The following is a 25777-nucleotide window of genomic DNA, read 5'->3' on the forward strand; positions in this document are numbered from 1 at the left end:
AAACTAGTTTATCCATTTTTCGATGCACTGCCGCAAGGTCTCGGCAGTGACGGGCTTGATCAGGTGGTCGTCGATATCGGCGTCGCGACAACGCTGCATCTCGTCGGCACCGAGATGGGCGGTCAGCATGATGATGGGCAAGCGACGCCCGCTATCGGTCTCCTGCGCACGTACACGACGGGCCAGCTCGCAGCCATCCATTCCGGCCATGCCAAGATCGGTGAACAACATAGCGTAGGACCGATTGGCCAACGCAACCAGGGCCTGGGCGCCGTCAGCAACGGCATCGCATTCGAACCCTGCCTTGATCACCAATTGCCGGAGGATGATTCGATAGGGCTCGTGATCGTCAACTATCAGGATCCGCGCCTGCATGGCGGCGGTTTGGCCCAGCGGCTCCGACAGCATGGCAGCGGCGATTTCCGGTGATCCAGCTGCCTTGTCGATCGGTATCGTGGCAACCCTCAGCGGTAGGCGTACTTCAAATGTGCTGCCCATTCCCAGAGTACTGCGGAACCGGATGGTCCCCCCCAGGAGCTCAGCCAATTGGCGGCAGACTGCCAAACCCAGCCCGCTGCCCCCGTACTGACGGGCAATCGACACGTCGGCCTGCGTGAACGGCTGGAACAACTGGCTTTGAACTGATTCGGGGATACCAATACCGGTATCGGTCACTGACAGGACAATCCATTGCGGATCGGCACTGAGAAGGGAATCGATCCGCACGGAAACGACGATGCTGCCTCGCGCCGTGAACTTGACCGCATTGCCGAGCAGATTGAGGGCAATCTGTTTTATGCGGACAGGGTCGCCGAGCAGCCAAGGTGCTATCCGACCATCGATATCGAGGGAAAGTTCGAGTTGTTTGCGGCGTACCTGGGCATCGAATACCCGTAGGACCTCTTCAAGTAGAACGGGCAGTTCAAACGGCACGGATTCCGGCTTGGCGTTGCCCGCTTCCAGCCGTGAGAAATCAAGGATATCGCCAATGATTTCCATCAGCAGGCGGGCAGCATTGTCCGCCTGGTCGAATTGGTTGCGCTGGAATGGATCCAGCGCGGTGTCGCGCAAGAGATCCAGCGCGCCGATCAGCGTGGCCAGCGGGGTACGGATTTCGTGGCTCATGGCCGCGAGGAAACGGGCTTTGGCTGCGGCGCTGGCTTCGGCTGCGGATTTGGCCTGCGCCAGTGCCTGCGCCTGCTCATGTTCAGCGGTGGTATCGACCCAATAGCCTTTCCAGCTGACTGAACCATCGGCATTCTGTTCCGGCCGCCCCGTGCCCAGACGGATCCAAGCGGATTCCTCATCGTGGCGAACGCGTACATCGATCAGGATGGGACTGGAGTCGGCGATGGATCGTTCGATAGCTTGGCTGATCATGGGCCGGTCTTCGTCGAACACGCACTCATGCCAACGAGCGCCGTTGGCCATAATCTCCTCGGCGGGCAGGCCTATGAAAACTTCCGTGCGGCCGGTCACGTAGGGAAAATACTGGCGGCGCTCAGCATCCAGCCGCAAATGGAATAGCGCCACTGGCATCGCCTTAGTAATGCTGTCGATAGCATGCTGGATCTCGGAGGCGTGCCTCTGAAGCGCAGCATGCTCACGCCGCCGTTTCGAGCGATCGAGCAGCAGTGCCATCACGGTAACCAAGCCAATGGGCAGGAGCAGCCCGAATATGACCGTCCAGGCGGCCTGGGTTGGGTTGGCCATCGTCAAGCCTCCCAAAGCGTCGTATGGGCGCGAATGAGAGTAGCGTACAACGATGGGCCAACTCAGCATATAGCGGGATGCTGCGCCAGTTCGTCGACGATGAATTCGACGAAGGCGCGCACCTTGGCCGCCACATGCCGGCGCGAGGGATATACCGCGTAGATGTAGGTTCCAACCATCGACCAGTCGTCGAGCACGGTACGCAGCCGGCCCTCGGCCAGGTCTTGCCGAACGTAGGTGAGAGGAATCAGGCTGACGCCAAAGCCGGCCCTTAGCGCATCGCGCACGGCGAGGCTGGAGTTGACACGATAACGGCCCCTGATGGCGACCCGTACGCTTTGCCCGGCACGCTCGAACACCCACTCGTCGGCATGGCCCGACAGGCTGAAGCGAATGCAGTTATGCGCCTGCAGCTCTTCCGGACTAGCAGGCACGCCATGCTCTTCGAAATACGACGGAGCCCCACACAGCACGTGGGTCAACAACGTGAGCCGGCGCGCAACCAGGTTGGAGTCTTCGAGGCGGTCGCTGCCGCGAATTGCCAGGTCAAAGCCTTCCCGGACAATGTCCACGCGACGATCATCCAGATGCAGATCCAGGGATAAATCAGGATAAGCCCGCAAAAAGCGGGGAATGGCCTCGGACAGCCCAATGAGGGTCAGCGACATGGGTGCACTGACACGCAGCACGCCGCTGGGCCGGGACTGCATGGGCCCTAGTGAGCGGCCAGCCTCGTCGAGATCGTCGAGGATGCGGACGATCTGGTCGTAATACAGAGCGCCGGCCTCCGTAAGGCTCATGCGTCGGGTAGTGCGATTGAGGAGCCGCACCTGCAGATGGGCCTCGAGCTCGCCGACATTCTTGCTGACAGCCGCAGGCGACAGTCCCAGCTGTCGTGCAGCGTGAGCGAAGCTGGTTAGTTCGACTACCCGGCGAAAGACTCGCAGTGCAGTGAGATGATCCATAAATTATTCACCATTAGTGAATAGTGCATCAATTAAGTAGCTAATTATCAATTATAGGTAGCTCAATTAGCCTTGCACGACGGCGTCCAGAAAACGGACTCAATCCTTTTTGTTGCATCGCCGGAAGCACTCTGCACATTGTTGCGAGTCCACCGGGATGCTACCCACTTCAAGGAGTACAAGACTGATGGAGAACCCCCTTATCACCGCCATCGAACAAAGGATGTCGGCCAATTTCTTTGATTCCACATATCAAATGCCGGTGCCCCTGATCGAGCGGCTTGTCGGGCTGGCCACGCGCGCCCCCTCCGCGTTCAACCTGCAAAACTGGCGCTTCATTGCCGTACGCTCAGCCGCGGCGAAAACGCGCCTGTGTGCGCTGGCCTGGGGTCAGCGAAAAGTGCACGACGCCGCCACCACCTTCATTGTCGTGGGAGCCTTGGCACGTCACGACGTGCTCGAAGAACGGCTGCAACCCTCCATCGATGCAGGACTGATGCCATGCCGAATGGCCCGTGCCTGGATACAGGCCGCCCGCGAGCTATATGAAGGCTCGCCCCAACAGCAGCGCGACGAAGCCGTGCGCAGTGCTACGTTGGGCGCGGCGACGCTGATGCTGGCGGCCCAGGCGCTGGATCTGGCATCGTGCCCGATGAGCGGCTTCGACTCCGCCGGCGTGGCGAACGAGTTCGGCCTTGCCGGCGACGAGTTGCCAATAATGTTAGTGGCGGTGGGTCGCCCTTCTACCGGCAACTGGCCACAAAAGCCACGCCGGCCGCTCGCCCAAGTGCTGCAAGTTGTCTGACAAGGAAAGACCATGAGCCGCAGCGCCGACGTGCTGGCCACCGCCCTCGCCCCCGCCATCTGGGGCAGCACCTACATCATCACCACGGGGCTGCTGCCGGCCGGCTATCCGTTGACGGTCGCCATGCTGCGCGCCCTGCCCGCCGGGCTGCTGCTGTTGCTGTGGGCGCGCCGGCTGCCGCAAGGAGTCTGGTGGCTGCGGGCGGCGCTGCTGGGAACGCTGAACTTCTCGATATTCTGGGCCATGCTGTTCGTCACCGCGTACCGCCTGCCGGGCGGCGTGGCGGCCACGCTGGGATCGATCCAGACACTCATCGTCATCGTGCTGGCCAGGGCGCTGCTGGGCACGCCGATACGCGCGCTGTCGGTCATCGCGGCCCTGGCCGGCATGGGCGGCGTGGCGCTGCTGGTGCTGACGCCCGAGGCCGCGCTCGATCCCGTCGGCATTGCCGCCGGCCTGGTGGGCGCAGTGGCGATGGCGCTGGGCACGGTGCTGAGCCGCCGCTGGCAGCCGCCGGTGCCGCCGCTGGCTTTCGCGGCCTGGCAACTGGTGGCCGGCGGCCTGGTGCTGGCGCCGTTCGCCTGGTGGCTGGAGCCGGCGCTGCCCAGCCTGACGCTGGCGCACCTGAGCGGCTTCGCGTATCTGGCGGTGATCGGCGGCGCATTCACGTACGCGCTGTGGTTCCGCGGCCTGGCCCGGCTGGGGCCCACGGTGGTCGCTTCGCTCGGTTTCCTGAGTCCGCTGACCGCGGTAATGCTGGGCTGGGGCCTGCTCGGCGAGCGCCTGAACGGATGGCAGATCGCCGGCATGGCCGTCGTGATCGGCAGCGTGTGGCTGGTGCAGCGGGTCCAGCAGGGCGTGGCGGACCGGCCCGCCACCGTTAACCTGAAGTTGAAAAAGCTTTGACTTGCGCGGCGCCCGGCGCGGCATCGCGCTGGGTACAGTGCCCGACAACAAGCCGGCGGCTGGCGCCGGCGGGAGTCAGGCACATGAAGACATACCGCATCGCGACCATCCCGGGCGACGGCATCGGCAAGGAAGTCATCCCCGCGGGCCGCCAGGCCATGCAGGCGCTGGCCGAGGCCGACGGCTCGTTCGCCTTCGCGTTCCAGGACTTCGACTGGGGCGGCGACTACTACCGCCGCCATGGCGTGATGATGCCCGCCGACGGGCTGGACCTGCTGCGCGGCCAGGACGCGATCTTGTTCGGCTCGGCGGGCGACCCGGACATTCCCGACCACGTCACGCTGTGGGGGCTGCGGCTGAAGATCTGCCAGGGCCTGGACCAGTACGCCAATGTGCGGCCGACGCGCATCCTGCCCGGCATCGATGCGCCGCTCAAGCGCTGCGGACCCGGCGACCTGGACTGGGTGATCGTGCGCGAGAACTCGGAAGGCGAGTATTCCGGAGTGGGCGGCCGCGTGCACCAGGGCCTGCCGATCGAGGCCGCCACCGACGTGTCGATGATGACGCGCGCCGGGGTCGAGCGCATCCTGCGCTTCGCGTTCCGGCTGGCGCAGTCGCGGCCGCGCAAGCAGCTGACCGTGGTGACGAAGTCGAACGCGCAGCGCCACGCCATGGTGATGTGGGACGAGATCGCGCTGGAAATCAGCCGTGAATTCCCCGATGTGGCGTGGGACAAGGAACTGGTCGACGCGGCCACGGCGCGCATGGTGAACCGGCCGGCCTCGCTGGACACCATCGTGGCCACCAACCTGCACGCCGACATCCTGAGCGACCTGGCCGCCGCGCTGGCCGGCAGCCTCGGCATCGCGCCCACCGGCAACATCGACCCGGAGCGCCGCTTTCCGTCGATGTTCGAGCCGATCCACGGGTCGGCGTTCGACATCATGGGCAAGGGGCTGGCCAACCCGATCGGCACCTTCTGGTCGGTCGTGATGCTGCTGGAGCATCTGGGCGAACGGTCGGCCGCCGCCCGCATGATGCAGGCCGTGGAGCGCGCTACCGCCGATCCCGCGCTGCATACCGGCGACCTGGGCGGCCGCGCCACCACGGCGCAGGTGACGGACGCGGTCTGCCGCTACCTTAATGAAGGTGTCTGACACCCGCCGCGATACCTCCCGCGGGGAGTCAGAAACCGTCCGACTGCACCAAGACTATTCGACAAGAAAAGAGGAGACATCATGGAGAAGAAGCAACCAAGCGGCATGCGCCGCCTGCTGGCTGGCGCGCTGTGCGCCGCGGGACTGGCCATGGCGGCCGGCGCGGCCGCGCAACCGTATCCGAACCGTCCCGTCAACCTGGTGGTGCCGTTTCCGGCCGGCGGGACTACCGACGTGCTGGCGCGTGCGCTGGGGCAGGAACTGGCCAAGAGCCTGGGGCAGCCGGTGGTGGTCGAGAACAAGCCCGGGGCCGGCGCCACGCTGGGCGCGGACTACGTGGCCAAGGCGCCCGCGGACGGCTACGTGCTGCTGATGGGCGCGGTGCACCACACCATCGCCACCAGCGTGTACCGCGGCCTGCAATATGACTTCCAGAAGGATTTCACGCCCGTGACCACCGTGGCGCTAGTGCCCAATATCCTGGTGGTGAACCCGCGGGTGCCGGCGCAGAACGTGCAGGAACTGCTGGCGCTGGCGCGCCAGGAGCCGGGCAAGCTGACCTTCGGCTCGAACGGCATGGGCACCGGCCAGCACCTGATCGGCGCGCAGTTCCAGGACATGGGCGGCGTCAAGCTGCTGCACGTGCCGTACAAGGGCAGCGGGCCGCTGACCACCGACCTGCTGGGCGGGCAGATCGACATGTCGTTCGACACCATCACGCCGGTGCTGGCGCACGTGAAATCCGGCAAGCTGCGCGCCCTGGCGGTGACCACCGATCAGCGTTCGGCGGCGCTGCCCGAGGTGCCCACGCTGCAGGAGGCCGGCCTGCAGGGCTTCAACATGGGCACCTGGTTCGGCGTGCTGGCGCCCGCCGCCACGCCGCCGGACGTGGTGGCGCGCCTGAACGCGGAAATGGTGAAGATCATCAAGTCGCCGGGGTTCGGCCAGCGCATGGCGGAGATCGGCGCCGTGCCGATCGGCGACAGCAGCGCGCACATGGCGCAGCAGATCAAGGAAGACACGGAACGCTATGCCCGGCTGGTCAAGCAGGCCAACGTGGCGATCAACTGAACGGCCCCGCGCCGGCGGCTACCAGGCGGCGGCCTCGCCGCCCTGCCGCCGGTCGCGGAAATAGTCGACCAGGAAATCAATGAAGACGCGCACCTTGGCCGACAGATGATTGCGCTCGGGAAACACGGCGTGGATATCGGCGGGCGGCAAGGCGTAGTCTTCGAGCAGCAGTTCCAGCCGACCGGAGCGCAGGTAGCGCGCCAGGTCCCATTCGGCGCGCTGCAGGATGCCCAGCCCGGCCAGCCCCCAGGTCAGCGTGACCTCGCCGTCGTTGCTGCTGAGATGGCCGCGCACCTTGATGGTCTCGCTGTGGCCGTCCTTCATGAAGCGCCATAGCCCGTAGGTGTCCTCGTTCTGCCGCAGCACGATGCACTGGTGCCGCGCCAGGTCCTGCGGAGTCTGCGGGCGGCCATGGGCCTTCAGGTAGTCCGGCGACGCGCACACCAGGCGGCGGTTCGGCGCGATCTGCCGCGCGATCAGGCGCGAGCCCGGAATGTCGCCGAAGCGGATAGCCACGTCGAACCCGTCCTGCACGACGTCGACCGGCGCGTCGGTGAGTTCCAGTTGCACCCCGACATCGGGATAGCGGCGCGAGAACAGGGCCACCGCCGGGGCGATATAGGTACGGCCGAAACCCAGCGGCGCGTTGACCTTGAGCAGCCCGCGCGGCTGCGCCTGGCGGCTGGCGATGAGCTGGTCCAGGTGCTCGATGTCGCTGAGTATGCGGCGGGCATTGTCCAGGTACAGCTCGCCCTCGGCGGTCAGGCTGATGCGCCGCGTATTGCGATTGAGCAGGCGCACGCCCAGGCGGTCCTCGATCTGCGCCAGGCGCTTGCTGACCGCCGCGGTGGTCACGCCCATCTCGCGCGCGGCCGCCGAAAAACTGCCGGCGCGCACCAGCTCGACCAGCAACTGCAATTCTTGGGACTGGCCCATGGCATTCGGCATTGTGCGGGGATGGCGGCCATAGTAGCGCAGCGGCCCGCGCGTAACCGGAGTTTGCATCCGCGCGCGGATTATTTAGAATGAGAGCGGTTTTCATTTCTATTACGATATTGCGCCATGTCGACCTCCCTGCCCGCGCCGCATGACGCCGTCCACGGCCTTTACCGTGATCATCATGGCTGGCTGGACGGCTGGCTGCGGCACAAGCTGGGCAATGCCTGCGATGCCGCCGACTTGATGCACGACACCTTTGTGCGGGTGCTGCGCCATCGCGCCGAGCTGGCCACGGTGCGCGAACCGCGCGCCTACCTGACCACCATCGCCAAGCGCCTGCTGTCGAACCACTACCGGCGCCGCTCGCTGGAACGCGCCTACCTGGAAGCGCTGGCCGCCCTGCCCGAGCCGCAGGCGCCGTCCCCGGAGCAGCGGCTGCTGATCCTGGAAACCCTGCACCAGATCGACGCGTTGCTGCACGCCTTGTCGCCGCGCGTGCGCCAGGCCTTCCTGCTGGCGCAGCTGGAGCGGCTGGCGTACGACGAGATCGCCCGGCGCCTGGGCGTTTCGGTGCGCACCGTGCAGCGCTACATCGTGCAAGGCTACGAGCAGTGCATCCTGGCGACGCCGTAGAGGCCGGCGGCGAGCCGCCGCTGGACCGCGAAGCCGCGCGCGCGGCCGCGCGCTGGCTGATGCGGCTGCAATCGGGCCAGGCAAGCGCGGCCGATGTGCGCGCCTGCGACTGCTGGCGCGCCCGTAGCGCCGAGAACGAGCGGGCCTGGCAGCGCGCGCAGGCGATCAGCCGCGCGCTGGGGCTGATTCCGCCGGCCTTGGGCATGGCGACGCTGGGCCGGCCCGCCGCCAAGGGGCGGCGCGCCACGCTGAAGACACTGGTGGCCTTGATGATGGCGCCGGCGGCCTGGGGCGCGTGGCAAGCGGCGCCGGCGTCGTGGCGCGCCGATCATCGCAGCGCGGCCGGACAAAGACGCGACTTGCGGCTGGCCGACGGCTCGCGGCTGGTGTTGAACACGGCCACCGCGGTGGATGTGGATTTCAGCGCGACCGCCCATGCCGTGTGGCTGCGCGAAGGCGAGATCTACGTCGAAGCCGCCGGGCCGGACCTGCCGCTGCAGGTGCTCACCCGCCTCGGCGGGGTGTCCGCGCATGCCGCCCGCTTCGCGTTGCGGCTGCAGGCGCACCGCTGCCAGGTGGAAGTGACGACGGGCCAGGTGGAACTGCGGCCGGCGCGGGCCGACGCGCGTCCCGTATCGCTGCGCGCCGGCCAGCAGGCGGAATTCGACGCCAGCACGGTCTATCCATGGCGCAGCGCCGATCCGCGCGGCCCCGCCTGGCTGCGCGGCCTGCTGCACGCCGACGCCATGCGGCTGGACGCCTTCGCCGCCGAGCTGGACCGCTACCGCCCGGGCGTGGTGCGCTGCGACCCGGCAGTGGCGGCGCTACGCATCTCGGGCACATTCCAGCTGGCCAACACCGATGGCGTACTGCAGGCGCTGCCGGCGCTGCTGCCGGTGCGGGTGCGCTATGTGACGCCATATTGGGTCACGCTGGGTCCCGCGGACGAGGCATGAGCCGATGCGGACGGCCGTCAAGAAAATAAACAGAAAATCCGCGCCGGCGTGTCCGGTCCGGCCGCGATGCGGGTCATGGAGAGTAGAGGCAACCCCCTGCCGGTTGCCGTTGAACCTGCTCTCCAAGGTACCTCATGGCTTCTACGCATGCTTCTTTGTTCTTCACGATGCCGCCGCGCCCGCGCCGCACCGCGCTGGCGGGCGCGCTGCTCGCCCTGGGCCTGGCCGGCGGCCCGGGAACGGCGACCGGCCAGGTCCGGGCGCAGCCGGCGGCGGATGCGCCGCTGCGCGGCTACCAGGTGCCGGCCGGCGACCTGGGCCAGGCCCTGGCGCGCTTTGCCGACCAGGCGGGAGTCACCGTGCTGTTCCAGCCTGAAGCGGTGCGCGGACGCCGCAGCGCCGGCCTGCAAGGCGCGTATGCCGTGGACGAGGCATTGCGGCGCCTGCTGGACGGCAGCGGCCTGGTGGCCCGCGAGCGCGGCGTCAATGCATTCGTGCTGCTGCCGCAGGACGCCGCCGTCACCCAGCTTGCGCCGGTCACCGTCCAGGCCGACGCCCCGGACATCGAGCCCGCCTGGGCGCGCACGACCACGCGACAGGATCTGGACGCGATGCATGTGCGCGACTGGAGCGACCTGGGCAAGCGCCTGGATGCCGGCGTGGGGTTCAATCGGCAGAACAACAGCATCAATATCCGCGGGTTGGACGGCGACCGCGTCGCCACGCGCATCGACGGCATCCGGCTGCCGTGGCTGGACGACGGCGCGCGCGGCGTGAAGGGCGGCTTGAACGCGGTGGACTTCAATGCCTTGTCACGCCTGGATATCGTGCGGGGCGCCGACTCCGCTTCGGTCGGGTCGGGCGCGCTGGGCGGGGCGGCCGAACTGCGCACCCTGGACCCGGACGACCTGCTGCGCGACGGGCGCGACTTCGGCGCGCTGCTCAAGGGCGACTATGATTCCGCCGACACCAGCCGCGCCGCCAATGCCGCCCTGGCCGGACGCTTGCCGTCCGGCACCGCCTGGCTGCTGCAGGCCGGCGTGCGCAAGGGCCACGCCCTGGACAACCGGGCAAGCCACGGCGGCTACGGTCCGGAGCGCGACCGCCCCGACCCGGAACACTACACCCAGCGCAACGTGCTGCTGAAGCTGCAGCAGCGCTTCGACGGCGGACACCGCCTGGGGCTGACCGGCGAGTACTTCGACTTCGATTCCGACAGCGACAGCAAGTACGAGCAAGGCCCGGACACCAGCTACCTGACGGGAGAGAACACGGCCAGCGAGAAGATCCGCCGCGAGCGGGTGTCGCTGGACTACGAGTACCGCGCGCCGCACGCGGGCGCGCCGATCGACAGCGCCCGCGCGGTGCTGTACTGGCAGCGCCTGCGCCTGGACAAGGGGCTCGATGGCGTGCGCCGGGTGGACTCGCGCGCTTTCATCATCCCGGGCGACCCGATGCGCTACGGCTACCCCAACGGTCCCTATGGCCGCGACAACTCCATCCAGGAGACGCTGTTCGGCGTGAACGGCGAAGCCACCCGGCGCATCGACGGGACGGTGTCGCAGTTGTGGACGCTGGGCGCGGAATGGGTGGGCAACCGCACGGAACAGTATTCGGACGGCTATGACAACTGCCCCGAGCTGCCGCCCGGCTTGCCGGCGCGGTTCGGGCCGCGCGCTTGCGACATGCTGCACAGCAACCAGGCCGACATGCCGCGCGTCAAGGGCAGCCAGTGGGCCGTGTGGGCCCAGAACGAGATCGGCTTTGCCGACGGGCGCTACACGCTGACGCCCGCGCTGCGCTACGACCACTACGAGCAGAAGCCGCAGTCCACCGACAGCTACGGCAGCAATCCCAACGCCGACGGGCTGCCGCCATCATCGAGCGGCGGGCGCTTCTCGCCGCGCCTGCTGGGCACCTGGAAAGCGCGCGAGCAGGTGACCCTGTACGCGCAGTACGCCTACGGCTACAAAGCGCCAACCGCCACCGAGCTGTACACCAACTACGGCGGCCCCGGCACCTACCTGCGGGTGGGCAATCCGGACCTGAAGCCGGAAACGAGCCGCGGCTGGGAGCTGGGGGCGCGCCTCGGCGACGAGCAGTTGGGCGGCGCGCTGTCGCTGTTCGACACGCGCTACCAGGACTTCATCGACAAGCAGGTGCCGTTGACGGCCGGTTCGCCGCAGTGGCAGGACAGCTGGACCGGCCAGTACCCGCTGGGCGTCACCGGCGCGGTCAACCGCGCGCGCGTGCGCATCTACGGCGCGGAGGCCTCGGCTCACTGGCGCTTCGCGCCGGGCTGGCGCGCCTGGGGTTCGCTTGCATGGACGGTGGGCAGGGACCAGGACACCGACCAATACCTGAACTCGGTGCCGCCGCTCAAGGCCATCCTGGGCCTGGGCTACGAGCGCGAACAGTGGGGCGTGGATGCCCTGCTGACCGCGGCGGCGCGCCGCAACAAGGTCGAATATCCGGACGCCGCGCCGGAAGCGCCCCACCCGGATTTCCGCGTCCCCGGCTACGGCGTGATGGACCTGATGGCGTACTGGAAACCCGCCGCCGTGCGAGGGCTGCAAGTGCGCGCCGGCATCTTCAACCTGTTCGACAAGAAATACTGGGAGGCCATCAACGTGCCCACCGCCGGCGCAGTGGCGCTGCCGCGTCCGGTAGACTGGTACACCGAACCTGGCCGCAGCGTGCGCATTTCATTAACCTATCAATACTGACCCACGGGCCGGCACGCCGCGGCCCGGTGTCAGCACCGTCCGCCGCGCCCGGACACAGGAGAGCAACCTCATGAGCAATGCAAGCTACGACGAACTGGCCGCGCAACTGCGGGCGCGCAACGATGCCCTGGCCGCCGCCCAGCCCGGCCAGCGGGCCCGCAACCTGGCCCAGGCGCTGGGCGTATCCGAGGCGCAATGGGTGGCCGCGCAATGCGGCGGGCTGCGCGCCACGGCGCTGACGGGCGCGCCATCGCCGCAGCACGTCTTCCGCGAACTGGGCACGCTCGGCGAAGTCATGGCGCTGACGCGCAACGACTGGTGTGTGCACGAGCGCCACGGCCGTTATGAGTCGATCCAGGCAGAAGGCCCGGTGGGCCTGGTGCTGGGTCCCGACATCGATCTGCGCGTGTTCTTCAGCGGCTGGGACACGGCCTGGGCGGTCGAGCAGGACGGCCGCCACAGCCTGCAGTTCTTCGACCGCGCCGGCGTGGCGGTGCACAAGGTGTACCGCACCGATGCGACCGACGCGGCCGCTTACGACGCGCTGGTGGCGCGCTACGCGGGCGCGCCCGCCTGGCCCGAGACGCGCCCCTACCCGCCCGGCGACGAAGCCGGCACGGTGGCCGACCCGCAAGCCCTGCGCGACGCCTGGCTGGCGATGCAGGACACGCACGAGTTCTTTCCCATGCTGCGCAAGTTCAAGGTGTCGCGGCTGGCGGCGCTGGAAGCCGCCGGCATCGACCTGGCGCAGCGCGTCGAGGCCGATGCGGCCGAGCGCATGCTGCAGGCGGCCGCGGACTCGGAACTGTCCATCATGTGCTTCGTGGGCAACCGCGGCATGATCCAGATCCACACCGGGCCGGTCATGAACCTGCGCCGCACCGGGCCATGGTTCAATGTGCTGGATCCGAAATTCAACCTGCACCTGAATACCCAGGCCATCGTGTCGGCGTGGGTAGTCAGCAAGCCGACCAGCGATGGCTGGGTCACCTCGCTGGAACTGTACGCCGCCAGCGGCGACCTGATCGCGCAATTCTTCGGCGAGCGCAAGCCCGGCAAGCCCGAGCTGGCCGACTGGCGCCGCCTGCTGGCCAGCCTGTGCGCGCAGCCGCTGGCCGCATGACGAGGCAAAGGAGCACCATGGCGGCACGATTCCTGCAAGGACTGCTGGCCCTGCTGGCGGCCGCGTGCGCGGCCTGGCCGGCGCAGGCGGAGCCCGCCGCGCGCGTGGTGGCGCTGGGCGGCACGGTCACCGAGATCGTCTACGCGCTCGACCAGGGGCACCGCCTGGCCGGCGCCGACCTGTCGAGCCTGTACCCGGAAGCGGCCACCCGGCTGCCGCGCGTGGGTTATTACCGGGCGGTGCCGGTCGAGGGCGTGCTGGCCCTGCGTCCCGACCTGGTGCTGGCTTCGGACCAGGCCGGCCCGCCCGCCGCGCTCGCGCGCCTGCGCGAAGTGGGTGTGCGGGTAGAGATGGTGTCCGACCAGCCTTCGGTGCAATCGCTCGACGAGCGCATCCGCCAGGTCGCGCGCGCGCTAGACGTGCCGGAACGCGGCGAAAAACTGGCTGCGTCGGTGGCCAGCGCCCTGGCCGAGGCGCGCGCCCTGCCGGCCTCGCAGGCGCGCGCGGTGCTGATCATGAACCGCACCGGCACGCCGCTGGGCGCCGGCAGCGACACGGCCGCATCGCTGGTGCTGGAATTGTCCGGGCTGGTCAACGTGCTGGCGGGGCAGCAGGGCTACAAACCCTTGTCGGCCGAAGCCCTGAGCGCCCTGGCGCCGCAAGTGATCGTGGTGCCGCGCATGTCGCTCGAAGCGGCGGGCGGCATGGAAAAACTGCGCGCCATGCCGGGCGTGGCCAACACGCCCGCGGCGGCCGACGACTGCATCGTCGTCATGGACGACCTGCTGGCGCTGGGCACCGGGCCGCGGCTGCCGCAAGCCATCCGCACACTGAAGGAGACCGACTGTGTCGCTCGCCAGGGCCGCCGGCACCATGCGGCCCGCTAGGCAATCCGGGCCGGTCGTGCTGGCCGGGCTGGGCGTGGCGGCCCTGCTGGTGGCGCTGCTGGCGGCGCTGAGCGGCGCCGTGCAGATTCCCGTGGGCGATGCGCTGCGCGTACTGGCGGGCGCCGGCACGCGGCCGGACGATGCCCTGTGGCGCAATGTCCTGCTCGACATCCGCCTACCGCGCGTGGCATTCGCCATGCTGGCCGGCGCGGCGCTGGCCATCGCCGGCGCGGCCATGCAGGCGCTGTTCCGCAATCCGCTCGCCGAGCCCGGCTTGGTCGGCATCTCGGCCGGCGGCGCGCTGGGCGCGGTGAGCGCCATCGTGATGACCGCCGGCGGTTTCGCCGTGACCGCGCCGGCCGCCTTCGCCGGCAGCCTGCTGGCCACCGCCGCCGCGTATTCGGTGGGCCGCCGCGTGCCCGGCGTGGCCGGCCTGCTGCTGGCGGGCATCGCCATCAATACCGTGGCGGGCAGCCTGATCGGCCTGCTGACCTACATGGCCACCGACGCGCAGCTGCGCGACCTGACCTTCTGGAGCATGGGCAGCCTGGCGGGCGCGAGCTGGCCGCTGCTGGCCTTCCTGGCCCCCTGGACCCTACTGTGGTCGGCCTGGCTGATGCGCCAATGGCGCGCGATGAACGCGCTGCTGCTGGGCGAGCGCGAAGCGCAGCACCTCGGCTTCGCGCTGGTCACGGTGCGCTACAAGCTGGTGCTGGCCACGGCCCTGATCGTCGGCCCGCTGGTGGCGGCCACGGGCGGCATCGGCTTCGTCGGGCTGGTGGTGCCGCACCTGGTGCGCATGACCCTCGGCGCCGACCATCGCTGGCTGCTGCCGGCGTCGATGCTGGCGGGCGCGCTGGCGCTGACGCTGGCCGACTGGCTGGCCCGCATCGTGGTGATACCGGCCGAGCTGCCGATCGGGCTGGTCACCAGCCTGGTGGGCGGGCCGTTCTTCTTGTGGCTATTGGCGCGGGGGCGCAGATTCTGATGAGCGTGCGAGCCCATGACCTGACCCTGTCGCGCGGCGGCAGCCGCGTCCTGTCGAACGTGTCGCTCGAGATCGAGCCGGGACGCGTGCTGGGGCTGCTGGGCGCCAACGGCGCGGGCAAATCCACCCTGCTGGCGGCGCTGGCCGGCGAGCTGCGCGCGGACAGCGGCGACATCTGGTTGAATGGCACGCCGCTGGCGGGCCTGCCGTTGCGCCGCCAGGCACGCCACCGTGCCGTGCTGCCGCAAAAGCCCTCGCTGAGCTTCGACCTGGGCGTGCACGAGGTAGTCGCCATGGGCGCCTACCCCTTTCCCGAGCTGGATCCTGTGGAGGTCGACGAGCTGGTGGAGGCCGCCTTGACGCTGGCCGGCGTGCCGCACCTGGCAGCGCGCCGCTATCCTGAGCTGTCCGGCGGCGAGCAGCAACGCGTGCAGTTCGCGCGCGTACTGGCCCAGTGCCAGGCGCTGCGCGAACCCGACACGCCCCGCTACCTGCTGCTGGACGAGCCGATTTCCAGCCTGGACCCCAAGCACCAGATGGCGCTGCTGCGCACCACCGCGCAACTGGCCCACACGCAGGGCGTCGGCGTGCTGGTCATCGTGCACGACGTCAACCTGGCGGCGCGCTGGTGCGACCGCCTGGTGCTGCTGGGGGCGGGCGCCGTCGTGGCCGAAGGCACGCCGCAAGCGGTGCTGACGCCGGCCCACTTGCGCGCGGTGTACGACATCGAAGCCGACGTGCTGCCGCATCCCACCTTGCCGGGCCGGCTGCTGGTGCTGCCGCACTAGGCCATGGTCATTAGTTTTGCGCCGCGCCGGAAATGCGGACGATGTCCTTCCACTTTGCGGTCTCGGACTGCAGGAAACCGGCCAGCTGCTGCGTGGACATCTCCATCGGAACCAGGCCCATCGTATTGAGTTTGTCCCTGACTTCGGGCATTGCCATCAGCTTCGCCATTTCCGCGCGCAGCCTGGCGACGACCGCCTCGGGCGTTCCCGCCGGGGCCAGGAGCAGGATCCATCCCTGCAGGTCAAAGCCCTTCAGCCCCTGCTCCTGCAGCGTGGGGATATCCGGCAATGACGGAATCCGGGAAGCGGAAGTCACCCCCAGCGCCTTGACCTTGCCTGCTTGCAGCAGCGAATTGACGACGGGCACGTTGTCGGAAATGAAATCAATCTGCCCGCCGACCAAGTCGGCTGCGGTCTGCACCCCGCCGCGGTAGGGAACATGTGTGGCCTGCAGGCCGGACTGCTCCAGCATGGAGGAAATGACCAGATGCGGCGTCGTCCCGTTGCCGGACGAGCCGTACGTCAGGCGGACGCCGGGCCGTTTTGCGTAGGCAAGCAGCTCCTGGTAGGTGGACGCCGGATAATCCTTGCGTACAACCAGCACCTGCGGCGCCCAGGCCACCGCCCCGACGGGTACGAAGTCGCGCGCGGCGTCGTAGCCCAGGGTGCCTGGCCGCAGCCATTGGGCAATGGTCATGGGTCCGGTCGACCCCATCGCCAGGGTGTAGCCATCCGCCGGCTGGCCGGCCGCGTAATCCGTGCCGATCACACCGCCCGCGCCGGTGCGGTTCTCGACGATGACCGACTGGTGCAACGCCGCACTGAGCTTCTCCGCGATCAGCCGCATGGAAACATCCGATGAGTTGCCCGGCGGGAACGGGACGATGATCCGGACAGGACGCTCCGGCCAGGCGGCCATGGCACTCCCGGCCAGGCACCATGACAGCATGACGCAGGACATCAACCGATGCAGGCTTGCCTGCAAGAAAAAGGCGTTCATAGTTTTCCCCTTGAAGTTCTTTATGGATTGCGTGTCGACCGGGCGTAGACGCGTCAGCCGGCACGCGCCACGTGGCCGCTGGCGCCGGACAGGTCCCCCAGCCGTTCACCCTTGGCAATGCGCTGCGTGTTGCTGGCCTGCCGGGCCTGCTTGGCCGCCGCCATTGCGGCGACTTCCCGGACCTCGTCCGGCGGCAGCACGAGCACCCCGTTCTCGTCCGCCAGGATGACGTCGCCGGGCGCCACCACCACCCCGCCGCACGACACCGGCACATTCATTCTTCCGGCCAGGTCATAGATGCGCGTGGTAATGGGAGAAATGCCGCGGCACCAGACCGGCAGGCCGTAATGGGCGATTTCCGAAGGATCGGTACACATGCCGTCGACGATTGCTCCCGCGGCCTGCGCCGCCACCGCGCCCTGGGTCACGCCTCCGCCCCAGCATGCGTGCTTGAGGTCGCCCAGGCGATCTATCACGACGATATCGCCTGGCTGCAAGGAGCTCAGCGCATGATGCAGCATGGTCGAGTCCTGCGCGGGCAACGCCAGGGTGATCGCCCGCCCGACGATTTTCTTGCCATGGCCCAATGGCTTTATCCGAGGGTCCATGAAACCCCAGTGGCGGAAATGGCCGATCGTCGCGGTCTCAATGTCGGCCAGCAGCGTGTACACCTCCGCGGCCAGGGGCGGCGGCGGCGGGCCGATTTCATATTTCTGCATCTACAGCACCTTGTGGGAAGCCAACGGAATCTGCGCGCGAACCTGGGAGACGTAGGCGGGGTCCAGCCTGGTGGACACGGCGCCCACGCCATCGGAGGCCTTGGCGACGATATGGCCCCACGGGTCGCAGACCAGCGAATGCCCGTAGGTATGGCGCGTCTCGGTTCCCTGCTGGAAGGCGCCGTGCTGCGCCGGCGCGAGCAGATAACATTGCGTTTCGATAGCCCGGGCGCGGCACAAGACGTCCCAGTGGTCCTTTCCTGTCTGCAGGGTGAACGACGCGGGCAGCATGAGCACCTGCGCGCCCTGCTTCACGAGCTGCTGGAAGAGCTCCGGAAAGCGAATGTCATAGCAAATCGCTAGGCCGAATTTGATGCCATCCACATCCGCGACGACCACCTCGGACCCGGCCCGCACCGCGTCCGATTCGCCATAGCGCAGGCCGTCGGGCGTGACAATATCGAACAGGTGGATCTTGCGATAGCGGGCGATTTCCCGGCCGGCCGGATCGAATACCACCGAGGTGTTGAATACTTTCTTGCCATCCGGGGTGCGCTCGTAGAAGCTGCCCGTATGCACGTGGATCTGGTGGTCCGCCGCGAGCTGGCGACACATGGACCAGGCCGGGCCGTCCCGCTCGCCTTCGCCAGCCGCCACCTTGTCGGCCGCGCTGCCTCCCGCCCAGTCGAAATGCTCCGGAAAAGATATGAATTGCGGCTGCTCCGCCGCGATGGCGGCCCGCGCGAGACAGTCCGCGTCGTCGACATTCTTGCGCTTGTCCGGCACGGAATTCATTTGAATCAGACTGATTTTCACGATTTCTCCCGAGGAAGTTCGGGCATCGCGGTCTCCCACGCCAGGGCGGAATCGCAGGCCTCGCAATACCTGGAGGCCGCCTGCCGGGCCAGCGTCGCCACGGCGCGCGGCAGCTCGCTGCGGCCTTCGCGGATGAACGCCGCTACGTAATGCACCTGGGCAAATGGCTTGGTCGTGGGCAGCGCGACCAGCAAGCCCTGTTCGATCTCCTTGCTCACCGCGGCCAGGGGGACCGCGGTGATGCCGATCCCGGAGGTCGCCATTTGCACATTGGTGGGCAGAGCGGCGGACGCATGGATGATCACGGTCTGCTGCACCTCGCCCGCGAAATATTCTTCGATCCGCGCCTGGGAAGGAGTGCCAGGGGGGTAGCCGATGATGGGATAGCCGGCCAGTTCGCGTGGAGACAGCGGCGCGCCGCGGTCGATGTTGAATGCCGGACTGGCGACGAAGTGCATGGCGAACGAGCACAGCGGCGTCACTTCTATGTCCAGCCTGTCCGGCGGGGCGCTCGAGATGATGGCGACGTCGAGCCGGCCGGCCTCGAGCTCCTTGATCAACCGCTCGGACAACTCGGTCGTGACGCTCAGCGACACCTGGGGATATTCCTCCCGGATCGTGCGCACCAGCGTTGGGAAAACGGTCGGGATCATGGTGCTGACCGTACCCAGCCGCACGTGGCCCTTCAAGCGGGCCGGATCGAGCATGCTGCGCCTCAGTTTGTGGTACGCATCGATGATCTGCTGGGCCTGGTCGATGAACCGGAGGCCGTCCGGCGTGGGTTCGACCCCCTGTTCCGAACGTGTGAACAGGCACACTCCCAGGTCCTGCTCGATGGACGCGATCCGGTTGGAAATGGCCGTGTGGGTAATGCACAGCTTTTCCGCCGTGGCCTTGATGCTGCGCAGGCGCGCCAGCCACAGGACTGTCTCAAGGAACCGGATATTCATGCCGACCAGTCCCGTGTCTCGATCCCGGCGCGCACAGTAGCCATGATGGGGACATCGCCCTCCAGCGTCGTCCGATACATTGTCCTCACATAGGCGGCATCGTCGAAGCCGGTTGCGCAATGCTGCGTGCAGCGGTTGTCCCACAGGACGGCGTCGCCCGGCCGCCACTTCTGCGTGAAGATGAAGCGGGGCTGCTGGGCGAACTCCTGCAGATAACGAATCAGCGCGCGCCCTTCTTGCGGGTCCACGCCTTCTACATCGCAAGCCCAGCGGCCAATGTAGAGAGAGGTCCGGCCGCTGTCCGGATGCCGGCGCGCCAGGGGGTGGAAGACATCGGGACGATCCCGCTTCTCCTCTTCGGTCAGCGGGTCCATCAGGGGGTAATGGGTCGCGTGCAAGTCGATGCGGCTATACCGCGCGCGTCGGCCGGCGATGGCGTGGCGGACCGGTTGCGGCAGCGCTTCATAGACCGAATACATGTCCACGAACAAGGTATCGCCCCTTTCGGGCGGCACGCGCCGCGCATACAGCAGAGAGCCGGCATTGGGAATACGCTTGTCCTCGCCGTCGGTGTGAAACCCCTCTCCCGCCCGCTTCAGGCCGGCCTCGCCCGCCCCGCCCTCCCTGGATACGGGCTTGGAGGGGTCCTCCTTGCTGGCGTTCGACACGACGAACACCTCGGGATAGTCCGGCAAATTGAATTTGAGCGGCTTCATGATGTGCAGCTCGCCAAACCGCCGGGTGAAAGCAATGTGCTGCTCGGGCGACAAATCCAGGTCGCGGAACAACAGTATGGAATGATCGATCCAGGCCTGCCTGATCTTCTGGAAATCTGCCTCGCCGACCTCCAGGCTGGCCGGCACCCCGGCGACCTGAGCGCCGAAACCTCGTTCGAAAGGAATGATGTCTACAGGCATCGCTATGGCCTCGTGATGGGATGGCACCAGTATGCGAGCCCGGTTGCCGCCTGTCGAACGGGTTTTTATTGACCGGCTTACAAGTTTTTTATGCCCCCCTCGGCCACGCGGCGGCAGCCCTGGATTCGGTTCTGCGCCCAGCGGCCGCCCGGCCGGCGTTACCATGTCGCGGCAACGTTGACGCTATATGAGGACTACGAAGTGCCGCCCTCCCCGACCTCCGCCATCCAATACCGCCCCCTGCAGGAAGCCGACCTGCCCCAGGCCCATGCCCTGTCGGCCGCGCTGCAATGGCCGCACCGCCTGGAAGACTGGCGCTTCGGCTGGCGCCTCGGCGCCGGCGAAGCAGCGTGGCACGGCGCCGACCTGGCGGGAGTGGCGCTGCACTGGGATTACGGCACTTGCATGACGCTCGGTCATATCATCGTCGCGCCTGCCCACCAGGGCCAGGGCATCGGCGGCACGCTGGTGGCGCGCGCCCTGCGGCATGCGGCGGCGCCAGCGGCGCTGCTGCACGCCACGCCCGCCGGCGCGGGAGTCTATGCCCGGCAGGGTTTCGGCGTCGTCGGCCAGGTGGCCCAGCACCAGGGGGTGGTGCCCGCGCAGCTGCCGGCGGCCGGCCCGTTGCCCGCCGGGGTCGCGCTGCGCCCGCTGGCTCCGGGCGACCGCGCCTGGGCCATGGCATGGGACACGGCGGCCACCGGCATGCGGCGCGAGGCGCTGCTCGGCGCACTCTGGGACACGGCGCAGGGCGTGGCCTTGATGCGCGCCGGCCAGCCGGCCGGCTTCTCGCTATTGCGCCGCGCCGGGCGCGGCTGGGTCGTCGGCCCGCTGGTCGCGCCGGACCTGGACGGCGCGCAGGCCATGGTCCGGCACTGGCTGGCGGGGCGCCCGGGCGAGTTCTTGCGGGTGGACACCGGGGCTGATTCGGGACTGGGGCCATGGCTGGCGCGCCACGGCCTGCCGCGCGTCGACTTCGGCGCCATCATGTCGCGCGGCCCGATGCCGGCGCGCGACTCCCGCCGGCGCGCCTATGCGCTGGTGTCGCAGGCGCTGGGCTAGCGGCCCGGCGGACCGCGGCATGGTCCTTAGACCAGCACCCGCTCGATGCCGCCCGCGTTGGCGCGCCGCACGTAGTCTTCCATCCACTGCGCGCCGAGGATGTGGCGCGCCATCTCGACCACGATGTAGTCGGCGTCCATGGCGGTATCGCCCTGGTAGCGCGACAGGCCTTGCAGGCACGACGGGCAGGACGTCAGCACCTTGACTTCGCCGGCGTAGCCGTCCTGGCGCAGCGCGGCCTGGCCCTTCTGCAGTTCCTCTTGCTTGCGGAAGCGCACCTGGGTGGAGACATCCGGCCGGCTGACCGCCAGGGTGCCCGACTCGCCGCAGCAGCGGTCGGTCTTGACGGCGCCGTCGCCCACCAGCGAGCGCACGGTCTTCATCGGGTCCTGCAGCTTCATGGGGGTGTGGCAGGGGTCGTGGTACATGTAGCGCACGCCCTTGGCCCCTTCCAGCTTGATGCCTTTTTCGAGCAGGTACTCGTGAATGTCGATCAGGCGGCAACCGGGGAAGATCTTGTCGAACTCGTAGCCGGCCAGCTGGTCGTAGCAGGTGCCGCAGCTGACCACCACGGTCTTGATATCCAGGTAGTTGAGCGTATTGGCCACCCGGTGGAACAGCACGCGGTTGTCGGTGATGATCTGCTCGGCCTTGTCGTTCATGCCGTTGCCGCGCTGTGGATAGCCGCAACACAGGTAGCCCGGCGGCAGCACCGTCTGCACGCCGGCATGCCACAGCATGGCCTGGGTCGCCAGCCCCACTTGCGAGAACAGGCGCTCCGAGCCGCACCCGGGGAAATAGAACACCGCTTCCGTGTCGGCCGTGGTGGCCTTGGGATCGCGGATGATCGGCACGTAGTTGCGGTCTTCGATATCCAGCAGCTTGCGCGCGCTCTGCTTGGGCAGGCCGCCCGGCATCTTCTTGTTGACGAAGTGCACCACCTGCTCGCGCAGCGGCGGCTTGCCCACCGTGGCCGGCGGGTGCGCCGTCTGCTTGCGCGCGAAGCTGGACAGCAGGTCGTTGGCCAGGCGCTGCGCCTTGTAGCCCACGCCCACCATGGCCTTGCGGGTGGCGTTGATGGTGGCCGGGTCCTTGGCGTTCAGGAAGAACATGGCCGCGGTGGTGCCGGGATTGAACGACTTGCGGCCCATGCGGCGCAGCAGCGCCCGCATGTTCATCGAAACGTCGCCGAAATCGATGTCCACCGGGCACGGGTTGTAGCACTTGTGGCAGACCGTGCAGTGGTCGGCCACGTCCTCGAACTCTTCCCAGTGCTTCAGGCTGACGCCGCGCCGGGTCTGCTCTTCGTACAGGAAGGCCTCGACCAGCAGCGAGGTGGCCAGGATCTTGTTGCGCGGCGAATACAGCAGGTTGGCGCGCGGCACATGGGTGGCGCACACCGGCTTGCACTTGCCGCAGCGCAGGCAGTCCTTGATGGATTCGGAAATGGCGCCGATGTCGCTCTGCTGCATGATGAGCGATTCGTGGCCCATCAGGTTGAAGCTGGGCGTCCAGGCATGGCGCAGGTCGGCCCCCGGCATCAGCTTGCCGGCGTTGAAATGCCCGCGCGGGTCGACGCGGCGCTTGTATTCCTGGAACGGCGCCAGCTCGGCCTCGGTCAGGAACTCGTACTTGGTCAGGCCGATGCCGTGCTCGCCGGAAATGACGCCGTCCAGGTCGCGCGCGATCTGCATGATGCGCGCCACCGCCTGGTGGGCCTCGGTCAGCATCTCGTAGTCGTCGGAATTGACCGGGATGTTGGTGTGCACGTTGCCGTCGCCGGCGTGCATGTGCAGCGCCACGAACACGCGGCTCTTGAGCACGCGCGCGTGGATGGCCTGGAACTCGTCGAGGATGTGCTTGCCGGTGGCGCCCGAGAAGATGCCGCGCATGGGCGCCAGCACCTCGGTCTTCCACGAGACGCGCACCGTGCGATCCTGCAGCACGTCGAAGATGCGGGCCCGCGGCTGCGCCGCCACGCGGTCGGCCAGCGCCCCCTGCAGCGGCGTCATGCCCAGCCCGGACAGGTCGGGCAGCGCCTGCTGCACCGGCAGGTCGAGGTTGTCGAGCAGCCACTGCCAGCGCCGCCGCACGCCGGCCAGCACGTCGATGGCCTGGCGGGTGCGCTCGGCCAGCGCCTCGGCGCGCGTCGCCTCGTCTTCGGCGTCCTCGGCCTTGCCCACCGGCAGCGGCGCCGCCAGGAAGGCATCCAGCGCGTCCAGCAGCTTGAGCTTGTTGCGGGTCGACAGCTCGATGTTGATGCGCTCGATGTGGTCGGTGTATTCGCCCATGCGCGACAGCGGGATCACCACGTCTTCGTTGATCTTGAAGGCGTTGGTGTGGCGCGCGATGGCGGCCGTGCGCGAGCGGTCGAGCCAGAACTTCTTGCGGGCCTCGGCGCTCACGGCCACGAAGCCCTCGCCATGCCGCGTGTTGGCCAGCCGCACCACTTCGCTGGCGGCGGCGGCCACGGCGTCTTCGTCATCGCCGACGATATCGCCGATCAGGACCATCTTGGGCAGCGTGCCGCGCTTGCTCTTGGTGGCATAGCCGACCGCGCGCAGGTAGCGCTCGTCCAGGTGCTCCAAGCCGGCCAGGATGGCGCCGCGCGCGCGGCCCTCGCCGTCCAGGTAGCCCTTGACCTCGACGATCGACGGAATGGCGTCGCGCGCCTGGCCGAAGAACTCCATGCAGACCGTGCGGGTATGGCGCGGCATGCGGTGCAGCACCCAGCGCGCCGAGGTGATCAGGCCGTCGCAGCCTTCTTTCTGGACGCCGGGCAGGCCGGCCAGGAACTTGTCGGTGACGTCCTTGCCCAGCCCTTCCTTGCGGAACACGCGGCCGGCGATCTCCAGTTGCTCGGTCTTCAGCAGGCGCTCGCCAGGCTTGCCGGCGCCATCGAACCACTTGAGCTCGAAGCGCGCCACCTCGACGTCGTGGATCTTGCCGAGGTTGTGCTCCAGGCGGGTGACTTCCAGCCAGTTGCCGTCCGGGTCGACCATGCGCCACCAGGCGAGGTTGTCCAGCGCGGTGCCCCACAGCACGGCCTTCTTGCCGCCGGCGTTCATGGCGATGTTGCCGCCCACGCACGAGGCCTCGGCCGAGGTGGGATCGACCGCGAAGACGAAGCCGGCCTGTTCGGCGGCCTCGGCCACCCGCTTGGTGACCACGCCGGCGCCGGCATGGATGACCGCCGCCGGCTCGGTCAGGCCGGGCAGGATACAGGACTCCACCGGCCCCAGGGCGTCGAATTTCTCGGTGTTGATGACGGCCGACTTCCAGGTCAGCGGGATGGCGCCGCCGGTGTAGCCGGTGCCGCCGCCGCGCGGCACGATGGTCAGGCCCAGCTCGATGCAGGCGCGCACCAGGGCGGCGGTCTCGCCCTCGTTGTCGGGCGTCAGCACCACGAAGGGGTACTCCACTCGCCAGTCGGTGGCGTCGGTCACGTGCGACACGCGCGACAGCCCGTCGAACTTGATGTTGTCGCGCGCCGTGATGCGGCCCAGCACCTTCTGGGCCTGCTTGCGCAAATGCGCGGTCTGGTCGAATTCGCTTTCGAAGGCGGCCACGGCCGAACGCGCGCGCGCCAGCAGCTCGACCACCTTGGCGTCGCGCTGCGGGTCATGCCCTTCCTGCGTGGGCACGCCGGGCTCGCGGCGCTTGTCGATCTCGCCCAGGCGATGGTGCAGGGCCTCGATCAGCAGCTTGCGGCGCTTGGGATTGTCGAGCAGGTCGTCCTGCAGGTAGGGGTTGCGGCGCACCACCCAGATGTCGCCCAGCACTTCGTACAACATGCGCGCCGAACGGCCGGTGCGGCGCTCGCCGCGCAGGTCGCTGAGCCACTGCCAGGCATCCGCGCCCAGCAGGCGGCCGACGATTTCCCGGTCGGAAAACGAGGTGTAGTTGTACGGGATTTCGCGCAGGCGCGCGGTGGCTGCGGGCGGGATCGCCGCGGACAGGATTTGGCTGGCGAGGGGGGCGTTCATGGACAAGCGGAAGTAGGCCCTTAAAGAATCATTTTAAGACATTGCGCGACCGGACCTGTCCGCCCCCCCTTCCGGGCATGGCCTCAGACCGGCTGCGGGAAGAACCACAGCAGCCCGGCCGTCATGACCGTGTAGCGGGCGAATTTGCCGATGGCCATGTACAGGACGCAAGGCCAGAAGGCCAGCCGCAGCCAGCCGGCCACCGCGCAGAGCGGGTCGCCCACGGCGGGCAGCCACGACAGCAGCAGCGCCGGCGGGCCCAGGCGATGCAGCCAGTCGTGCGCCCGCAGGTGCCAGCGGCCGCGCATGCGGTCGCCGAAGCCGCCGGGGTGGCCGTGCGGCGCGCCCTCGGGGGCCGGATGGGGGTGCTTCTCGCGCCAGCGCTCGAAAGCCCGGTGGGCGCCCAGGCCCATGGCGTAGCTGATCGCCCCGCCCACGGTGTTGCCGACCGTGGCCACCAATACCGCCGGCCAGAACATTTCCGGCGCCAGCTTGACGAAGCCGAACACCGCCGGCTCGGAGCCGAGCGGCAACAAGGTAGCCGACACCAGGCTGACGACGAAAATGGCCGGCAGCCCCACCTCGGGCAGGGCCACCAGCGCCAGCACCCAGTGGACGGCGTTCAGCAGGCTTTGTTCCATGATGGGCGGCAGTGTAGCGCCAGCGGCCG

At 68.2% G+C, this 25777-nt stretch carries 22 protein-coding genes; 12 read left to right on the plus strand and 10 right to left on the minus strand.

Annotation, left to right across the window (positions count from 1 at the left end; genetic code table 11):
- Positions 1–3: 3 nt before the first annotated feature.
- The gene (locus CAL24_RS21085; RefSeq protein ID WP_170947137.1) at positions 4–1713 is read right to left on the minus strand and encodes a PAS domain-containing hybrid sensor histidine kinase/response regulator; all 1710 of its coding nucleotides are present in this window, start codon (positions 1711–1713) and stop codon (positions 4–6) included.
- A 62-nt stretch (positions 1714–1775) separates the two neighbouring features.
- Positions 1776–2678 carry a LysR family transcriptional regulator gene (locus CAL24_RS21090; protein WP_028354961.1) on the minus strand — a complete coding sequence of 301 codons (903 nt, stop codon included), beginning with the start codon at positions 2676–2678 and terminating at the stop codon, positions 1776–1778.
- A 187-nt stretch (positions 2679–2865) separates the two neighbouring features.
- Here CAL24_RS21090 and CAL24_RS21095 point away from each other — a divergent pair, with 187 nt between their 5' ends.
- The 4 genes from CAL24_RS21095 to CAL24_RS21110 all read left to right on the plus strand — a co-directional run bounded on the left by CAL24_RS21095 (position 2866) and on the right by CAL24_RS21110 (position 6617).
- Complete coding sequence (locus tag CAL24_RS21095) at positions 2866–3483, plus strand: nitroreductase family protein (protein ID WP_094807811.1); 618 nt, start codon at positions 2866–2868, stop codon at positions 3481–3483.
- A 12-nt stretch (positions 3484–3495) separates the two neighbouring features.
- Entirely contained in the window at positions 3496–4389 is an 894-nt protein-coding gene (locus tag CAL24_RS21100; RefSeq protein WP_094807812.1) for an EamA family transporter, read from the plus strand.
- Between the two features lie 83 nt (positions 4390–4472).
- Positions 4473–5546, plus strand: coding sequence for a tartrate dehydrogenase (locus CAL24_RS21105; RefSeq protein ID WP_094807813.1), 1074 nt, complete (start codon positions 4473–4475; stop codon positions 5544–5546).
- An 81-nt stretch (positions 5547–5627) separates the two neighbouring features.
- The gene (locus CAL24_RS21110; protein WP_094807814.1) at positions 5628–6617 is read left to right on the plus strand and encodes a tripartite tricarboxylate transporter substrate binding protein; all 990 of its coding nucleotides are present in this window, start codon (positions 5628–5630) and stop codon (positions 6615–6617) included.
- An 18-nt stretch (positions 6618–6635) separates the two neighbouring features.
- Here CAL24_RS21110 and CAL24_RS21115 read toward each other — a convergent pair whose 3' ends face one another.
- The gene (locus CAL24_RS21115) at positions 6636–7553 is read right to left on the minus strand and encodes a LysR family transcriptional regulator (protein ID WP_094807878.1); all 918 of its coding nucleotides are present in this window, start codon (positions 7551–7553) and stop codon (positions 6636–6638) included.
- A gap of 126 nt (positions 7554–7679) precedes the next feature.
- Here CAL24_RS21115 and CAL24_RS21120 point away from each other — a divergent pair, with 126 nt between their 5' ends.
- The 7 genes from CAL24_RS21120 to CAL24_RS21150 all read left to right on the plus strand — a co-directional run bounded on the left by CAL24_RS21120 (position 7680) and on the right by CAL24_RS21150 (position 15657).
- Positions 7680–8189, plus strand: coding sequence for a sigma-70 family RNA polymerase sigma factor (locus tag CAL24_RS21120; protein ID WP_028354967.1), 510 nt, complete (start codon positions 7680–7682; stop codon positions 8187–8189).
- Positions 8168–9145 (plus strand): FecR domain-containing protein, encoded by a 978-nt coding sequence (locus tag CAL24_RS21125; RefSeq protein WP_283162980.1) that lies wholly within the window; start codon positions 8168–8170, stop codon positions 9143–9145. Before CAL24_RS21120 ends, CAL24_RS21125 begins: the two co-directional genes overlap by 22 nt.
- Before the next feature lie 134 nt (positions 9146–9279).
- Complete coding sequence (locus CAL24_RS21130; protein WP_094807815.1) at positions 9280–11871, plus strand: TonB-dependent hemoglobin/transferrin/lactoferrin family receptor; 2592 nt, start codon at positions 9280–9282, stop codon at positions 11869–11871.
- A 70-nt stretch (positions 11872–11941) separates the two neighbouring features.
- The gene (locus CAL24_RS21135; protein ID WP_094807816.1) at positions 11942–12994 is read left to right on the plus strand and encodes a hemin-degrading factor; all 1053 of its coding nucleotides are present in this window, start codon (positions 11942–11944) and stop codon (positions 12992–12994) included.
- Positions 12995–13011: 17 nt separating this feature from the next.
- Positions 13012–13881, plus strand: a complete 870-nt coding sequence (locus tag CAL24_RS21140; RefSeq protein ID WP_094807817.1) for a heme/hemin ABC transporter substrate-binding protein — start codon at positions 13012–13014, stop codon at positions 13879–13881.
- Entirely contained in the window at positions 13868–14869 is a 1002-nt protein-coding gene (locus tag CAL24_RS21145; protein ID WP_038853728.1) for a FecCD family ABC transporter permease, read from the plus strand. Before CAL24_RS21140 ends, CAL24_RS21145 begins: the two co-directional genes overlap by 14 nt.
- Entirely contained in the window at positions 14869–15657 is a 789-nt protein-coding gene (locus tag CAL24_RS21150; RefSeq protein ID WP_028354973.1) for a heme ABC transporter ATP-binding protein, read from the plus strand. The genes CAL24_RS21145 and CAL24_RS21150 overlap by 1 nt, the downstream gene beginning before the upstream one ends.
- A gap of 10 nt (positions 15658–15667) precedes the next feature.
- Here CAL24_RS21150 and CAL24_RS21155 read toward each other — a convergent pair whose 3' ends face one another.
- Genes CAL24_RS21155 through CAL24_RS21175 form a run of 5 tightly spaced genes read right to left on the minus strand, consistent with a single transcriptional unit; the run spans position 15668 to position 20059 of the window.
- On the minus strand, positions 15668–16657 hold the full coding sequence (locus CAL24_RS21155) for a Bug family tripartite tricarboxylate transporter substrate binding protein (RefSeq protein WP_094807818.1): 990 nt from the start codon (positions 16655–16657) through the stop codon (positions 15668–15670).
- Positions 16658–16710: 53 nt separating this feature from the next.
- Complete coding sequence (locus CAL24_RS21160) at positions 16711–17376, minus strand: RraA family protein (RefSeq protein WP_094807819.1); 666 nt, start codon at positions 17374–17376, stop codon at positions 16711–16713.
- Positions 17377–18231 (minus strand): carbon-nitrogen hydrolase family protein, encoded by an 855-nt coding sequence (locus tag CAL24_RS21165; RefSeq protein ID WP_349290570.1) that lies wholly within the window; start codon positions 18229–18231, stop codon positions 17377–17379.
- Positions 18189–19142: a LysR family transcriptional regulator gene (locus tag CAL24_RS21170; RefSeq protein ID WP_094807821.1), complete on the minus strand. Its 954-nt coding sequence runs from the start codon at positions 19140–19142 to the stop codon at positions 18189–18191. Before CAL24_RS21170 ends, CAL24_RS21165 begins: the two co-directional genes overlap by 43 nt.
- Positions 19139–20059, minus strand: coding sequence for a TauD/TfdA dioxygenase family protein (locus CAL24_RS21175; protein WP_170947138.1), 921 nt, complete (start codon positions 20057–20059; stop codon positions 19139–19141). Before CAL24_RS21175 ends, CAL24_RS21170 begins: the two co-directional genes overlap by 4 nt.
- A gap of 201 nt (positions 20060–20260) precedes the next feature.
- On the opposite strand from CAL24_RS21175, the gene CAL24_RS21180 reads away from it, so the two are divergent.
- Positions 20261–21121 (plus strand): GNAT family N-acetyltransferase, encoded by an 861-nt coding sequence (locus tag CAL24_RS21180; RefSeq protein WP_170947139.1) that lies wholly within the window; start codon positions 20261–20263, stop codon positions 21119–21121.
- 26 nt (positions 21122–21147) lie between these two features.
- Here the strand turns inward: CAL24_RS21180 and CAL24_RS21185 are convergent, their stop codons facing one another.
- Positions 21148–25107, minus strand: a complete 3960-nt coding sequence (locus tag CAL24_RS21185; RefSeq protein ID WP_094807823.1) for a DUF3683 domain-containing protein — start codon at positions 25105–25107, stop codon at positions 21148–21150.
- Between the two features lie 83 nt (positions 25108–25190).
- Positions 25191–25748, minus strand: a complete 558-nt coding sequence (locus CAL24_RS21190) for a YqaA family protein (protein ID WP_028354976.1) — start codon at positions 25746–25748, stop codon at positions 25191–25193.
- Positions 25749–25777: the final 29 nt, after the last annotated feature.

It is taken from the genome of Bordetella genomosp. 2 (assembly GCF_002261345.1).
Classification (GTDB): Bacteria; Pseudomonadota; Gammaproteobacteria; order Burkholderiales; family Burkholderiaceae_B; genus Bordetella_A.